We start from the raw sequence: 15,941 nt of genomic DNA on the forward strand, positions 1-15,941 counted from the left end.
CCGCCACGCCCGTCACGCTGCCGACCGACTGCCGCGCGATCCTGTCTGAGGCCGTGCTCGCTGAGCTCGGAGACACTCCGCTCAACGACCCGGCCTTCGGACCCTCTGGTGTGGGAGCGGATGGCACGCTCACCTGCAACTGGGCCGACCCGCGCGCAGACACCACGAGGCTCACGACCACGATCTCGCGGATGAACCGCGGCCCGGCGCTCGACATGCTCAATGCCCTCGCGAACAATGAGGGGTTCTCCTGCTTCACGCCCGATGGCGGCACTCGCTGCGAGAAGACCTGGCCCAACGAGCAGTATCCGGTGACGGACGGCCGCACCCTGTTCTGGCGCGACGACGTGCTGATCGACACCCGGTACTCGAACCTCGCTCCGGCCGGCTACACGTCGAGTATCGTCGAGCACCTCTTCCACTGACCCGGCCGCCCTCTGCACCGGATCCTGCGTCGACTGCACGACCTCTCGACGAGCGCATGGGTGGCGACGCTCGTCTCCGTGTGCTGCGCGACTTCGCGTGCGCTCGACGGACGGCGCCGATGCCCGGGCACGAAGAAGGCCCCAGGGCGAACCCTGGGGCCTTCTCAGTCACTCAGCACTGATGCTGCGGCTCTCGCCTCGATCAGTTGTGTCGCGATTTCATCGCTCGACAACCTCAATCGGCTCGGCCGGACGAGCAAGCTCGCCGGCTCTCGCCTCGATCAGTTGTAGGTGCCGGGGGTGATGTCGTCCGTCGAGAACGCGTCGAAGTCGACGTAGCCGAAGTCGCCGTCCGCGTACGCTCCGTCGGATGCGAAGATCCGGTTCGGGTAGCGCTCGCTCTTGGCTTCCTCAGTGGCCTCGACCGTGACGTCGCGGTACTTCGAGAGACCGGTTCCGGCGGGGATGAGCTTACCGATGATGACGTTCTCCTTGAGACCGACCAGCGGGTCGCGCTTGCCCTGCATCGCAGCCTCGGTGAGCACGCGGGTCGTCTCCTGGAAGGAGGCGGCCGACAGCCACGACTCGGTCGCGAGCGACGCCTTCGTGATACCCATCAGCTCCGGACGGCCCGACGCGGGGCGCTTGCCCTCTGCCACAGCCTCGCGGTTGATCGACTGGTAGCGCTTGAGGTCGACCATCTCACCCGGGAGCAGAGTCGTGTCGGCGTGATCGACGACGGTGACCTTGCGGAGCATCTGACGGACGATGACCTCGATGTGCTTGTCGTGGATCGGCACACCCTGCGAGCGGTACACGCCCTGGACACCGCCGACGAGGTACTTCTGCACCTCGCGGGCGCCCATGACGCGCATGATCTCCTTGGGGTCGAGCGTTCCCACCAGGATCGGCTGACCGACCGTGACATGCTGGCCGTCCTCGACGAGAAGCGTCGCACGCTTCAGCACCGGGTAGATGACGGGCTCGTCACCGCTGTCGGGCGTGAGGATGACCTTCTTGCCCTTGTCGGTCTCGTCGATCGTGATGCGGCCATCGGCCTCGGCGATCGGCGACGCGCCCTTGGGGGTACGCGCCTCGAAGAGCTCCTGCACACGCGGCAGACCCTGCGTGATGTCGTCCGCCGATGCCGAACCACCCGTGTGGAAGGTACGCATCGTCAGCTGGGTACCGGGCTCACCGATCGACTGGGCTGCGATGATGCCGACGGCCTCACCGATGTCGACGGTCTTGCCGGTCGCGAGCGAACGGCCGTAGCACTGCGCGCAGACACCGACAGCGGAGTCGCAGGTCAGCACCGAGCGCACCTTGATGCTCTCGACACCGAGTCCGACCAGCTTGTCGATCAGGACGTCACCCACGTCGTCACCGGCGGAGGCGAGGACCTCGCCCGACTCGCTCACGACGTCGGAGGCCAGCGTGCGGGCGAACACCGAGTTCTCGACGTTCGCGTCGCGCACGAGCTCACCCTGCGAGTTCGGAGCGGCGATCGGGAGCTCGAGGCCCTTCGACGTGCCGCAGTCCTCTTCGCGGATGATGACGTCCTGCGAGACGTCCACCAGACGACGGGTCAGGTAACCCGAGTCGGCGGTACGCAGAGCGGTGTCGGCGAGACCCTTACGGGTACCGTGCGTCGCGATGAAGTACTCCGCAACCGACAGACCCTCGCGGTACGAGGAGATGATCGGACGCGGGATGATCTCACCCTTGGGGTTGTTCACCAGGCCTCGCATACCGGCGATGTTCCGGATCTGCAGCCAGTTACCACGAGCACCCGACGACACCATGCGGTTGATGGTGTTGTTCTCCGGGAAGTTCGCCTTCATCGCGGCCTGGACCTCGTCGGTTGCCTCGGTCCAGATCTTGATGAGCTCCTGGCGACGCTCGGAGTCGGTCGTCAGACCCTTCTCGTACTGCGACTGGACCTTCGCGGCCTGCTTCTCGTAGCCGGCGACGATCTCGGCCTTGTTCGGCGGGGTGAGGATGTCGCTCAGGGCGACGGTCACACCGGAGCGCGTCGCCCAGTAGAAGCCGGCGTCCTTGATGCGGTCCAGCGACGCAGCCGTCTCGACCTTGGGGTACTCCTCGGCCAGCTTGTTGACGATCTGCGACAGCTTGTTCTTGTCAGCCTGCTCGCGGACGAACGGGTAGCCCTTGGGCAGCGTGTCGTTGAAGATCGCCTGACCCAGCGAGGCGTCGACGAGACCGTGACGCTCGTAGCCCTCGGGAGCTTCGCCCTCGAGGAACGTCAGACCCGGGATGCGGATGCGGATCTTCGCCTGCAGGTCGAGGGAGCCCTCGTCCTTGGCCAGGATCGCCTCGCCCACCGAACCGAATGCACGGCCCTCGCCGGTCGCACCTTCCTTGACCGTGGTCAGGTGGTGCAGACCGATGATCATGTCCTGCGAAGGCAGGGTGACCGGACGACCGTCCGACGGCTTCAGGATGTTGTTCGACGCGAGCATCAGCACGCGGGCCTCGGCCTGAGCCTCGACCGACAGGGGCAGGTGGACAGCCATCTGGTCACCGTCGAAGTCGGCGTTGAACGCCGCGCAGACGAGCGGGTGCAGCTGGATGGCCTTGCCCTCGACGAGCTGGGGCTCGAACGCCTGGATGCCCAGACGGTGCAGGGTGGGTGCACGGTTGAGCAGCACGGGACGCTCGCGGATGATCTCCTCGAGCACGTCCCAGACCTCGGGACGGGTGCGCTCGACGGCGCGCTTGGCGGCCTTGATGTTCTGCGAGTGACCGAGGTCGATCAGACGCTTGATGACGAACGGCTTGAAGAGCTCCAGGGCCATCTGCTTGGGCAGACCGCACTGGTGCAGCTTGAGCTGCGGGCCGACGATGATGACCGAACGGCCGGAGTAGTCGACACGCTTTCCGAGCAGGTTCTGACGGAAACGACCCTGCTTACCCTTCAGCATGTCGCTGAGCGACTTCAGGGCGCGGTTGCCGGTACCGGTGACGGGGCGACCACGGCGACCGTTGTCGAACAGCGCGTCGACGGCCTCCTGCAGCATGCGCTTCTCGTTGTTGACGATGATCTCGGGGGCACCGAGGTCGATCAGACGACGAAGACGGTTGTTGCGGTTGATCACGCGGCGGTACAGGTCGTTCAGGTCGGAGGTCGCGAAGCGGCCACCGTCGAGCTGGACCATCGGGCGCAGCTCCGGCGGGATGACCGGGACGACGTCCAGGACCATCGATGCCGGGCTCATGCCGGTCTCGAGGAACGAGCTGACGACCTTCAGGCGCTTGATCGCACGGATCTTGCGCTGGCCCTTGCCCTCGGAGATCTGCAGACGCAGGTTCTCCGCCTCGGCCTCGAGGTCGAACGCCGCGAGGCGACGCTGGATCGACTCGGCGCCCATGTACGCCTCGAAGTACTGACCGAAACGGTCCTGCAGCTCGTGGAAGACGTCGTCCTCGGGACGGAGTGCGCCGACCTCGAGCGTGCGGAAGTCCTCCCACACGCGCTCCAGCTTCAGGATCGCCTCGTCGGCACCCTTGCGGATGAGCGACATCTCCTTCTCGGCGGCGTCCTTGACCTTCTTCTTGGCGTCGGCCTTGGCACCCTCTGCCTCGAGAGCAGCGAGCTCCTCCTCCAGCTTGGCCAGGCGCTCCGCGATCTTGGCGTCGCGGCGGTCGCCGAGCGTCTTCAGCTCGAGACGGATGTTGTTCTCCTGCGTGCCCAGGTCGCGGTGACGAGCTTCCTCGTCGACCGAGATGACCATGTAGGCGGCGAAGTAGATGACCTTCTCGAGGTCCTTCGGTGCCATGTCGAGCAGGTAGCCGAGGCGCGAGGGCACGCCCTTGAAGTACCAGATGTGGGTGACGGGAGCGGCGAGCTCGATGTGACCCATGCGCTCACGACGGACGGAGCTCTTGGTGACCTCCACTCCGCAGCGCTCGCAGACGATGCCCTTGAAGCGGACGCGCTTGTACTTGCCGCAGGCGCACTCCCAGTCGCGGGACGGGCCGAAGATCTGCTCTCCGAAGAGACCGTCCTTCTCCGGCTTGAGGGTGCGGTAGTTGATGGTTTCGGGCTTCTTGACCTCGCCGTAGGACCACGCGCGGATGTGGTCTGCGGTCGCCAGGCCGATGCGAAGCTCATCGAAAGTTGTGGACTCGAGCACTAGTTCTCCTGTGTCGGAAATTCTTTTTGAGAAGTCTGCTTCGGTGGGCCCGAGACGTGGGTCCCGGGCCCTCCGAAGGATTAGATCTCGTCGATCGAGGCGGCCTCGAAGCGGCTGGAGATGTTGATACCGAGTTCCTCTGCGGCGCGGAACGCCTCATCGTCGGTGTCGCGGAGGTTGACCAGCGTGCCGTCGGCCGAGAGCACCTCGACGTTCAGGCAGAGCGACTGCATCTCCTTCATGAGCACCTTGAAGGACTCGGGGATGCCGGGCTCCTGGATGTTCTCGCCCTTGACGATCGCCTCGTACACCTTGACGCGGCCGAGGATGTCGTCGGACTTGATCGTGAGGAGCTCCTGGAGCGCGTACGCGGCGCCGTAGGCCTCGAGGGCCCACACCTCCATCTCACCGAAGCGCTGTCCACCGAACTGCGCCTTACCACCGAGCGGCTGCTGGGTGATCATCGAGTAGGGACCCGTGGAACGTGCGTGGATCTTGTCGTCGACCAGGTGGTGCAGCTTCAGGATGTACATGTAGCCGACCGAGATCGGAGCCGGGAACGGCTCGCCGGAGCGGCCGTCGAACATCTGGGCCTTTCCGGTGGAGTCGATCAGACGGACACCGTCGCGGGTCGGAATGGTCGCGTCGAGGAGACCGGCGATCTCCTCCTCGCTCGCACCGTCGAACACCGGGGTCGCGACCTTGGTGCCGGGCGCGGCCTCGAAGGCCTGCTCCGGCAGACGCGTCGCCCACTCCGGGGTGCCCTCGACCTTCCAGCCCTGCTTCGCGATCCACCCGAGGTGGGTCTCGAGGACCTGGCCGAAGTTCATTCGACCCGGGATGCCGAGCGGGTTCAGGACGATGTCGACCGGCGTGCCGTCCGCCATGAACGGCATGTCCTCGATCGGGAGGATCTTCGCGATGACACCCTTGTTGCCGTGACGGCCGGCGAGCTTGTCACCCTCGGTGATCTTGCGCTTCTGGGCGATGTAGACCACGACGCGGCGGTTGACGCCAGAGCCGAGCTCGTCGTCGCCGTCCTCGGCGTTGAACTCCTTGACCGCGATGATCGTGCCCTGCTCGCCGTGAGGCACCTTCAGAGACGTGTCGCGGACCTCGCGGCTCTTCTCGTTGAAGATCGCGCGGAGCAGACGCTCCTCGGCCGACAGCTCGGTCTCACCCTTCGGCGTGACCTTGCCGACGAGGATGTCGCCGGGGCGGACCTCGGCACCGATGCGGATGATGCCGCGCTCGTCGAGGTCCTTCAGCAGCTCCGGGCTGACGTTGGGGAGGTCACGGGTGATCTCCTCCTTGCCGAGCTTGGTGTCGCGGGCGTCGACCTCGTACTCCTCGATGTGGATCGAGGAGAGGGTGTCGTCCTTCACCAGGTCCTGGCTCAGGATGATCGCGTCCTCGAAGTTGTAGCCCTCCCACGTCATGAACGCGACGAGGAGGTTCTTCCCGAGGGCCAGTTCACCGTTCTCGGTGGCGGGGCCATCGGCGATGACCTCTCCGACCTCGACGCGCTCACCGGCGTTGACGACGACCTTCTGGTTGTACGAGGTGCCCTGGTTCGAGCGGTCGAACTTGCGCAGGTGGTATTCCTGCGTTCCCCCCTCGTCGAGCATGACGACGACGCGGTCCGCGGAGACCTCGGAGACGACACCGGCCTTCTCGGCGGTGATCACGTCACCGGCGTCGATGGCCGTGTAGCCCTCCATACCGGTTCCGACGAGCGGCGAGTCGCTGCGCAGCAGCGGCACGGCCTGACGCTGCATGTTGGCACCCATGAGGGCGCGCTGTGCATCGTCGTGCTCGAGGAACGGGACGAGCGAGGTCGCGACCGACACCATCTGGCGCGGCGAGACGTCGATGTAGCCGATGTCCTCGGGGAGGAACATGTCGACCTCGCCGCTGCCGCCCTTCGGGCGGGCCAGGACGTGGCTCTCGACGAAGCGACCCTTGGCATCGAGCGGGGCGTTGGCCTGCGCGATGTTGAAGTCGACCTCTTCGGAAGCCGTCAGGTAGTCGATCTGCTCGGTGACGACACCGTCGACGACCTTGCGGTACGGGGTCTCGATGAAGCCGAACGAGTTGATGCGCGCGAAGGTCGCGAGCGCACCGATCAGACCGATGTTCGGGCCTTCAGGGGTCTCGATCGGGCACATGCGGCCGTAGTGCGACGGGTGGACGTCACGGACCTCGACACCGGCGCGGTCACGCGAGAGACCACCGGGGCCGAGCGCGGAGAGACGACGCTTGTTCGTCAGACCCGCGAGCGGGTTGTTCTGGTCCATGAACTGCGACAGCTGCGAGGTTCCGAAGAACTCCTTGATCGCGGCGACGACGGGGCGCACGTTGATCAGGGTCTGCGGCGTGATGGCCTCGATGTCCTGCGTGGTCATGCGCTCGCGGACGACGCGCTCCATGCGGGACAGACCCGTGCGGACCTGGTTCTGGATGAGCTCGCCGACCGCGCGGATGCGACGGTTGCCGAAGTTGTCGATGTCGTCGGTCGCGAGACGGATCTCGGCCTTCTTGCCGCCGCGGATGCCCTCGAAGGTCTCCTCGGTGCCGGCGTGCAGACGCACGAGGTACTTGATCGTGGCCACGATGTCCTCGACGGTGAGCACCGAGGAGGTCAGGGGCTGGTCGAGACCCAGCTTGTGGTTGATCTTGTAACGACCGACCTTGGCGAGGTCGTAGCGCTTCGGGTTGAAGTAGAAGTTGTCGAGCAGCGCACGCGCGGCCTCGGCGGCCACCTGCTCGCCCGGACGCAGCTTGCGGTAGATGTCACGCAGCGCGTCTTCCTTGGTGACGATCGTGTCCTTCGCGAGCGTCTCCTCGATCGAGGTGTAGCCGGCGAACTCGGCGAGGATCTCCTCGCTGGTCATGCCCAGCGCCTTGAGGAAGACCGTGACCGACTGCTTGCGCTTGCGGTCGACGCGCACGCCGACCTGGTCGCGCTTGTCGATCTCGAACTCGAGCCATGCACCACGGCTCGGGATGACGCGCGCAGAGACGATGTCCTTGTCACTCGTCTTGTCGGGGGTCTTGTCGAAGTAGACACCCGGCGAGCGCACGAGCTGCGAGACGACGACGCGCTCGGAGCCGTTGATGATGAACGTGCCCTTGTCGGTCTGCAGCGGGAAGTCGCCCATGAAGACCGTCTGGGTCTTGATCTCACCCGTGAGGTGGTTCATGAACTCGGCCTCGACGTACAGCGGAGCGGCGTAGGTCTTGCCACGCTCCTTGCACTCCTCGATCGAGTACTTCTCCGGCTCGAGGTAGGGGTTCGTGAACGACAGCTGCATTGTCTCGCCGAGGTCCTCGATCGGAGAGATCTCCTCGAAGATCTCGCCGAGACCGCTGTTCTCGTTCACGTCGGTGCGACCGGCGGCCTTGGCCTCGGCCACGCGCGCCTTCCAGGCGTCGTTGCCGACCAGCCAACCGAAGGACTCGGTCTGCAGGGCGAGAAGGTCGGGGACCGTCAGCGTGTCGGAGATCTTGGCGAACGAAAGACGGGAAGCTCCGCGTCCGTTCTTGGTGGTGGTGGATGTGGATGCGTTGCGAGCAGCAGCCAAGGGAATAACCTCCGTGAGCCCCGCAGGGCTTCTCGATTCCTTTGTCGTCAGGTGGAGTGTGCGCCCGGGAACTCAACAGATGCCGACCACCATATGAGGGCAGGGAGAAGCGAGCGCAACTACCAACTATACGCACGATTCTGCGACATGGCAAGCGCAATCCTTGACCAATCTTCGAACCTGCGGTATTGGCACCCCGTACGCCTCGGTGAGACCCATCCTCCGCGCCGAGACCCATCGGCGCAGGCGGCTGCGGCGATGGGTCTCGGCGGGCGGGATGGGTGTCGGCGAACGGGGCCTCAGGAGGCGATGTTCAACTCATTGCCGGGGATCGACGCCAGCAGACGCCTCGTGTAGGGGTCGCGCGGATTCGTGAAGATCTCCTCCGATGTGGCGGCCTCCACCAGCCGTCCGTCCTTCATGACGCACACGTAGTCGCTGATGAGTCGCACCACCGCGAGGTCGTGCGAGATGAACAGGTAGCTCAGGCCGTACTCGCTCTGCAGGTCGCCGAGCAGCTTCAGGATCTGGTCCTGCACGAGCACGTCGAGCGCCGACACGGGTTCGTCGCACACGATCAGATCGGGCGAGAGTGCGAGCGCACGGGCGATCGCGACGCGCTGCCGCTGTCCTCCCGAGAGCTCGGACGGGTAGCGGCGCAGCATCGACTGCGGCAGCGCCACGTCGTCGAGCAGCTGTCGCACGCGCTTGCGGCGATCCGCTGCGCTCCCCCGCTTGTAGAACTCCAGGGGCTCGGCGATCAGTCGCTCGATCGTGAACATGGGGTTCAGGCTCGAGTACGGGTCCTGGAAGATGGGCTGCACCCGCTGGCGGAAGTCCTTCGTCTCCGCCTTGCTCAGCGACGCGATGTCCTTGCCCTCGTAGCGGATCAGCCCGCTGGTGGGCTCGATCACCTTGAGCAGCATGCGCGCGGTCGTGGTCTTGCCCGAACCGGACTCCCCCACGATCGCGACCGTCTCCCCGCGCGGTATCACCAGCGACACGTCGTCGACGGCGACGAAGTCCTCGCCGCGGCCCCGCACCGGGTACACCTTGGTGAGGTTCTCGATCTCCACGATGTTGTCGGACGGCGCCGGCTCGGCGACCGCCGCGCCGTCGGCGGCCGTCCCCTCCTGCACCCGGAACGCCTCCGGCTGCAGGCGGGCGGCAGCGACGGAAGGCGCAGCCTTCACGAGCGACTGCGTGTACGGATGCTGCGGATCCTCCAGGATCTGCCGCGCGTCGCCCTGCTCCACGACCTTGCCTCGGTGCATCACGATCACCCGCTCGGCGCGTTCGGCGGCGAGCCCCAGATCGTGCGTGATGAGCAGCACGGCCGTTCCCAGCTCGCGCGTCATCTGCCCGATCTGGTCGAGGATGGTCTGCTGCACCGTGACGTCGAGGGCGCTCGTGGGCTCGTCGGCGATCAGCAGGCGCGGCTTGCAGGCCAGTCCGATCGCGATCAGGGCTCGCTGGCGCATGCCACCGGAGAACTCGTGCGGGTACTGCTTGGCGCGCCGCTTCGGATCGGGGAGACCGGCGGCGCTCAACGCCTCGACCACCTTCTCCTGCACGTTCTGCCGCGTGGCGAGCCCGTGCGCGAGCAGCGTCTCCGCCACCTGCGTGCCGATCTTCGCGACCGGGTTCAGGTTCGACATCGGATCCTGCGGGACGAGTCCGATGTCACGACCGCGGATCGTGCGCATCTCGTGCTCCGGCGCGCGGGAGATCTCCTTCCCGTCGAGGCGGATGCTCCCGGCGGCGATCCGGCCTCCCCCCGCGAGCAGACCGATGATGGCCATCGCGGTGGTGGACTTGCCCGATCCGGACTCCCCCACGATCGCGACGGTCTCGCCGGGACGGATCTCGAGGTCGACGCCCTCGACGGCGTGCACGACGCCGTCCATGGTGGCGAAGTCCACGGCGAGGTCCTGCACCGACAGCAGCGGTTCGGTCGACATCGGGTTCTCCTTCGCAGCGCGCATCGCGCCGTCTTCTCGCGCGCTCATCGCGCCCTCGTCCGTGGGTCCATCGCCTCGCGCAACGCCTCGCCCAACAGGGTGAAACCGAGCGCCGTCACCGCGATGCAGATGCCGGGGAGGAATGCGAGCCAGGGGGCGATCGCCAGCTCGGACTGCGCGTAGGTGAGCATACGGCCCCACTCCGCCGTCTCCGGGCGTCCTCCGCCGAGGCCGAGGAACGAGAGCGCAGCCGCGTCGATCACCGCGGTGGCGAGCGTCAGGGTGCCCTGCACGATCACGGGGCCGATGGCGTTGGGCAGCACGTGCGACATGGTGATCTTGCCGCGGCCGAGCCCGAGCGTCTGCGCCGAGAGGACATAATCGCTGGAGCGCTGCTGGAGCATGGATGCGCGCAGCAGGCGGGCGAAGATCGGCACCTGAGACGCTCCGATCGCGATCATGATCGCGAAGGGAGTCTGCCCGAGGATCGCGGCGATCGAGACCGCCAGCAGCAGGTTCGGCACCGAGAGGATGATGTCGACGATGCGCATGATGAGCGTGTCCACCCACCCTCCGAACGTGCCGGCGAGCAGCCCGAGGATCATGCCGCCGACCAGACCCATCGCCGTCGAAATGACACCGATCATGAGCGATGCCTGCGCACCCCAGATGAGCTTGGACAACACGTCACCGCCGAAGCGGTCGAGGCCCAGCGGGAACTGCGGCAGCTCCCCCGGACCGGGGATGTAGGTCGGCGTGATGTACTTCGCGCCGGGCAGCGCCGTCTCGGGGTAGGGAGCGATCAGCGGTGCGAGAGCGGCGATGAGCAGGAACGCCACCACGATGGCCGCCCCGATCCATGCCGTCGGGTTGCGGCGGAGCCTGCGGAACACGTCCCGCCAGAAGCCGCCGGAGCCGTTCTTCAGGTCCGCCTGGGCGATGGCGACGGTGTCGATGCTGCCGCCGCTCTCCGCGGACGGTCCCTGTGCGGGCGGGAGGGCGATGGTCATGCGACCGCCTCCTTTCGGACGATGAAGAGGGACATCACTGCACCCTCACTCTCGGGTCGATGAAGCTGTAGGAGACATCGACCGCCAGGTTGATCAGCGCGTACGCGATCGCGATGAAGATGATGAATCCCTGGAGGACGGGGAAGTCCCTGGTGAAGATCGCCCTCGCCAGGAACGAGCCGATGCCGGGGAAGGCGAACACCGTCTCGGTGAGCACCGCCCCGGATATCAGCAGCCCGGTCTGCAGGCCGATCGTGGTGATCACCGGGAGCATCGCATTGCGCAGGATGAAACGGTTGCGCAGTGTCGGCGCACCGACGCCCTTCGCACGGCCGGTGCGCACGTAGTCCGCGTTCTGCACCTCCAGAACGCTGGCCCTGGTGATGCGGACGATGATCGCGAGCGGGATCGTGCCCAGCGCGAGCGCCGGGAGGATCAGGTGCAGGATCGCATCCCACGCGGCATCGAACTCTCCGGTGATGATGCCATCCCACACGTAGAAACCGGTGGGATGTGTCGCGTCTATTCGTGGATTCTGACGTCCGTCCGACGGCAGCCAGCCCAGCTGCACCGCGAAGACGTACTTCAGGATGAACGCGAGGAAGAACACCGGGATGGTGATGCCGATCAGGCTCAGCACGACGGACGCGTGGTCGGTGAACTTGCCGTGACGGCGAGCGGCCCAGTATCCGAGCGGGATGCCGATGCCGACCGCGAAGATGAGCGCCATCACGCTGAGCTCGAGCGTCGCGGGGAAGCGGCGCATGAACTCCTCGGTCACCGGACGGTTGGTCTGGATGGACGTCCCGAAGTCTCCCTGCAGGAGTCGCCCGATCCAGATGAAGTACTGCTCGATGAGCGGCTTGTTGAAGCCGTAGAGCTCGTTGACCCTGGCAACGGCCTCGGGGGTGGCCTTCTCGCCGAGCAGGGCGACCGCGGGGCCGCCGGGAAGGGCCCTGACCCAGGCGAACAGCAGGATGCTGAGCCCGAACAGGGTGGGGATGAGGAACAGCAGTCGCCTGCCGATGGTGCGCAGCACGAAGATCTCCGTCGATCAGAAGGTACGCCGCTCCCCGGTCCCGCCGAAGCGGTGGAACCGGGGAACGGCCTATCCAGTGGTCAGGCCTACTTGGTGAGGACGATGTCCGTGAAGACCTCGTCGTTCACCGGGCTGGCGGGGTAGCTCTTCACGCGCGGGTCGAACGCCAGAGTCGGCGCCGGGTGCGCGAGCGGGACGCCGGGGATGAACTGGGCGACCATCTCGTTGATCTCCTCGTACAGCGCCGTCTGGTCCTCGAGGTTCGAGACGCCGCGCGCCTCGTTCAGCTTCTGGAACAGCTCGGGGTTGTCGAAGCCCCACTCGGAGCTCTGCTGGCCGAAGAAGACGCCGACGAAGTTGTCGGTGTCGTTGTAGTCACCGGTCCAGCCGAGCAGGTGGATGCCGTGGTCCGAGGTGCCGGTCGTGCGGTCGAGGTACTCGACCCACTCCTCCGAGACCGGGGTGGTCTCGACGCCGACCTCGGACAGCTGCGACGACAGCACCGTGAAGATCTGCTCGGGGTCCGGCATGTAGGGACGCGACACGTTGACCGGGTAGTTGAACGTGAGCTTCAGCGGGTTCGCCTCGGTGTAGCCCGCCTCCGCAAGCAGCGACTTCGCCTTCTCGGGGTCGTAGTCGTAGGTCGTGACATCAGGGTTGTAGCCGTTGACGACCTCGGGCACGAACTCGATGGCCTTCTGCGTGCCCTCGGGCAGCACCTGACTGATCAGGGCGTCCTTGTCGACCGCGTATGAGAGCGCCTCGCGGACCTTGGGGTCCTGGAGCTCGGGCACCGCCTGGTTGAAAGCGAGGTACAGGATGGTGAACGGCGGGCGCGACACCATCGTGAAGCCGTCGTCCTCGAGGGCCTTGGTGTCGGCGGGGCCGACCAGGTCGTAGCCGTCGATCGATCCGGATTCGAGCGCCTGGCGGCGTGCGGTCGGGTCGTCGATCGTGCGGAAGATGATCTCGTCGATCTGCCCCTTCTCGCCCCAGTACCCGTCGTAGGACTTGAGCGTGACCTGCTCGCCGGGCGCCCACTCGTCGAAGGCGTAGGGGCCGGTGCCGACGGGGTGTCCCATCGCGTACTCGGAGAGCTGCGGGGCCTCGGCGGAACCGCTGACCTCATCCGCTCCGAACTCCTGCATCGCCGAAGGGCTCTGCATGGCGAAGGCCGGGAGCGAGAGCGAGGCGACGAAGCCCGCGAACGGCTTGTTCAGTTCGATCGTGACCGAGTTCTCGCCGTCGGGGGTGCAGGACTTGTAGACGGCGTCGGCCGCGTTGGAGGCGTACCCCTTGAAGAGCTTGTTGTAGTAGTAGCCGAACGCCTCGGACGCGGCGAGGCCGGTCCAGTTGAACCAGCGGTCGAAGTTCACGCACACGGCCTCGGCGTTGAAGGGCGTGCCGTCCTGGAACGTGACATCCTTCTTCAGCTCGAAGGTGTGCGACATGCCGTCCTCGGACGACTCCCACGACTCGGCGAGGAGCGGTGCCGGGTCGGCGGTACCGGGCTCGGTGCCGACGAGTCCCTCGAAGATCTGACGCGAGACGCGGAAGCTCTCGCCGTCCTGAGCGAAGGCGGGGTCGAGGCTCGCCGGGTCCGAGGATGCGGCGAACACGAACGTGCCGTCGACGTCACCCGACCCCTCCGACCCGCCGTCGCCGCGCTCGCTGGCGACGCAGCCGGCCAGGGCGAGCGCTGCGATCGTGGCTCCGGTTACGGCGATGAGTCCTCGCCGACGCTTGACTGATTGGTGCATTGTGTGACCTTCCCTGTCGGGCGCTTCTTTGCGCGTCCCGAGGCTTCTTCGCCTCGGTGACGGTGATGACTCGACGGTACCCAGCGGATCCTCAGATACCAAACGCATCCAGGTTGCAATCCGATATCGGCGCGACCGGCATCGATCCGGTAGTGTCCAGATCGTGCCAGACACCACCCCGCTCGCCGTCTGCTTCGGTGAGGGCATGGTCGCCCTCGTCGCCGCCACCGCGGGTCCGCTCGAGGAATGCCGGACCTTCCACCGCTCCCTCGCCGGAGCCGAGTGGAACACCGCGATCGCCCTGGCATCGGCCGGAATTCGCACGGCCGTCGTCTCCCGCGTGGGCGATGACGGGTTCGGGCGCTTCCTCACCGCTGAACTGCGCGCCCACAGAGTCGACGATTCTGCGGTCGAAGTCGACAGCGATGCACCGACCGGCCTGTACGTGAAGGAGCTCTCGGCGCGGGAGGACGGAGCCGTCGACGGCACGATGCACTACTACCGTGCGGGCTCGGCGGCCGCGGCCGTCTCGCCGCAGACCCTCACGACGCCGGGGGCATCCGCGCTCCTCACAGAGGCGACGCTCGTGCACACCTCGGGGATCACGCCCGCGCTGTCGGACTCGGCTCTCGCCGCCCAGGAAGCGCTGTTCGCAGAGCGCCGCCCCGATCGTCTGCTGAGCTTCGACCTGAACTGGCGACCTGCGCTGTGGCGCGGACGCGAGGCAGAGGGCCGCAGGATCGTCTCGGACTTCGCGTCCCGCGCCGATGTGGTGTTCTGCACCCGCCCCGACGCGGAGGTCGCGTTCGGGACCAGCGACCCGAAGCAGATCCGGGCGCTGATCCCCGGGCCGCGCCACCTGCTCGTCACCGACGCACGCGGAGCGGTGGCTTTCGATGGCAACGACGTCGCCGAGAGCGAAGCGCTGGAAGCGCCCGTCGTGGAGACCATCGGAGCGGGCGACGCCTTCGCGGCCGGTTTCCTCGCCGGAATCCTCACCGGTCTGTCGCTGACGGGGAGCCTCGCGCGCGGACACCGCATCGCCACCCGCGCCCTGGTCAGCACCCGCGACCACGTCGACTGAGCCGTCTCCCAGGGCGGAGCTCGGGCCGCAGTCTTCGGGGCTCAGTCCTCAGGAGCGATGGCGGGCCGGGACCGCGTCGTGGGTCCGCTGCAGGGAGACGGCGACCGGCTCGCCGCGGTGCTGCACGACTCTCACGAAGAGCACGTCGACGAGGGCGAGTTGAGCGATGCGGCTCGACATCGCCGCCATGCGGAACGGGGATTCATGCGCGTGCGTGAGCAGCACGACATCGGCAGCCAGTGCCAGCGGCGAGTCCGGAGCGCTGGTGACGGCCACGGAGAGTGCACCGGCATCGCGCGCGACCTCCAGGGCACGCAGGGTCTCGGCGGTCTCGCCTCCGTGGGAGAACGCGATCGCCACGTCGGCAGCACTGCGCAGCGAAGCCGTCGTGACCGCGAGGTGCGGATCGGCGGAGTGCGAAACGGAGCAGCCGATGCGCGACAGTTTCAGTTGCAGATCCTGCGCGGTCAGTGACGATGCCGCCTGCCCGAAGAGGTCGATGTGCCGCGCATCGACGACCGCACGGGCGACCCGGTCCAGCGCAGCCGCGTCGAGGGCGAGCGCGGTCTTCTCGATCGCGTCGATCTCCTGCGCGGCGAGCTTGGCCGCGATCGCGGTCGGACCGTCGTCGGGGTCGATCGCCGTGGTGTCCAGCCCGAACCGCGCCTGCTGCGCCTGCTCCAGGGTGATCGCGCGTGCGACCGCGACCCTGAGCTCGCGATAACCGCTGTATCCGAGCGACTGGGCGTAGCGGGCGACCGTCGAGAGCGAGGTCTGGCAGAGCTGGGCGAGATCGTTGATCGCCAGATCGACGACGAGTGTCGGGTCGCCCAGGATCTTCTCCGCGACGCGCGCCTCGGCGGCGCTCACCTTGGGAAGGGAGCGCCGCACCAGAGCGAGAACGTCATCGTCCATGGAGGG

General features: G+C 66.7%; 9 protein-coding genes. 2 read left to right on the forward strand and 7 right to left on the reverse strand.

The annotated features are described in order from the left end of the window. Positions 1–425, forward strand: a 425-nt coding sequence (locus RN51_RS18555) for a hypothetical protein (protein WP_045264063.1), incomplete at its 5' end; no start/stop codon positions are given. 281 nt (positions 426–706) lie between these two features. On the opposite strand, the gene rpoC is transcribed toward RN51_RS18555, so the two are convergent. The 6 genes from rpoC to RN51_RS10785 form a co-directional block, all read right to left on the reverse strand. Beyond that, positions 707–4,582 (reverse strand): DNA-directed RNA polymerase subunit beta', encoded by a 3,876-nt coding sequence (gene rpoC, locus RN51_RS10760; RefSeq protein ID WP_045264064.1) that lies wholly within the window; start codon positions 4,580–4,582, stop codon positions 707–709. Positions 4,583–4,662: 80 nt separating this feature from the next. Continuing rightward, the gene (locus RN51_RS10765) at positions 4,663–8,166 is read right to left on the reverse strand and encodes a DNA-directed RNA polymerase subunit beta (protein WP_045264065.1); all 3,504 of its coding nucleotides are present in this window, start codon (positions 8,164–8,166) and stop codon (positions 4,663–4,665) included. Positions 8,167–8,465: 299 nt separating this feature from the next. After that, entirely contained in the window at positions 8,466–10,175 is a 1,710-nt protein-coding gene (locus RN51_RS10770) for an ABC transporter ATP-binding protein (protein ID WP_045264066.1), read from the reverse strand. Next, the gene (locus RN51_RS10775) at positions 10,172–11,137 is read right to left on the reverse strand and encodes an ABC transporter permease (protein ID WP_045264067.1); all 966 of its coding nucleotides are present in this window, start codon (positions 11,135–11,137) and stop codon (positions 10,172–10,174) included. The genes RN51_RS10770 and RN51_RS10775 overlap by 4 nt, the downstream gene beginning before the upstream one ends. Before the next feature lie 34 nt (positions 11,138–11,171). Then, a complete protein-coding gene (locus tag RN51_RS10780; RefSeq protein ID WP_045264068.1) occupies positions 11,172–12,176 on the reverse strand; it encodes an ABC transporter permease in 1,005 nt (334 codons plus the stop codon). Between the two features lie 86 nt (positions 12,177–12,262). Then, entirely contained in the window at positions 12,263–13,936 is a 1,674-nt protein-coding gene (locus RN51_RS10785) for an ABC transporter substrate-binding protein (RefSeq protein ID WP_045264069.1), read from the reverse strand. A 163-nt stretch (positions 13,937–14,099) separates the two neighbouring features. On the opposite strand from RN51_RS10785, the gene RN51_RS10790 reads away from it, so the two are divergent. After that, positions 14,100–15,020, forward strand: coding sequence for a sugar kinase (locus RN51_RS10790; RefSeq protein ID WP_045264070.1), 921 nt, complete (start codon positions 14,100–14,102; stop codon positions 15,018–15,020). A gap of 48 nt (positions 15,021–15,068) precedes the next feature. Here RN51_RS10790 and RN51_RS10795 read toward each other — a convergent pair whose 3' ends face one another. Next, positions 15,069–15,935, reverse strand: a complete 867-nt coding sequence (locus tag RN51_RS10795) for a MurR/RpiR family transcriptional regulator (RefSeq protein WP_045264071.1) — start codon at positions 15,933–15,935, stop codon at positions 15,069–15,071. Positions 15,936–15,941: the final 6 nt, after the last annotated feature.

The sequence above is a fragment of the Microbacterium oxydans genome, from assembly GCF_000956405.1.
GTDB lineage: Bacteria > Actinomycetota > Actinomycetes > Actinomycetales > Microbacteriaceae > Microbacterium > Microbacterium oxydans_C.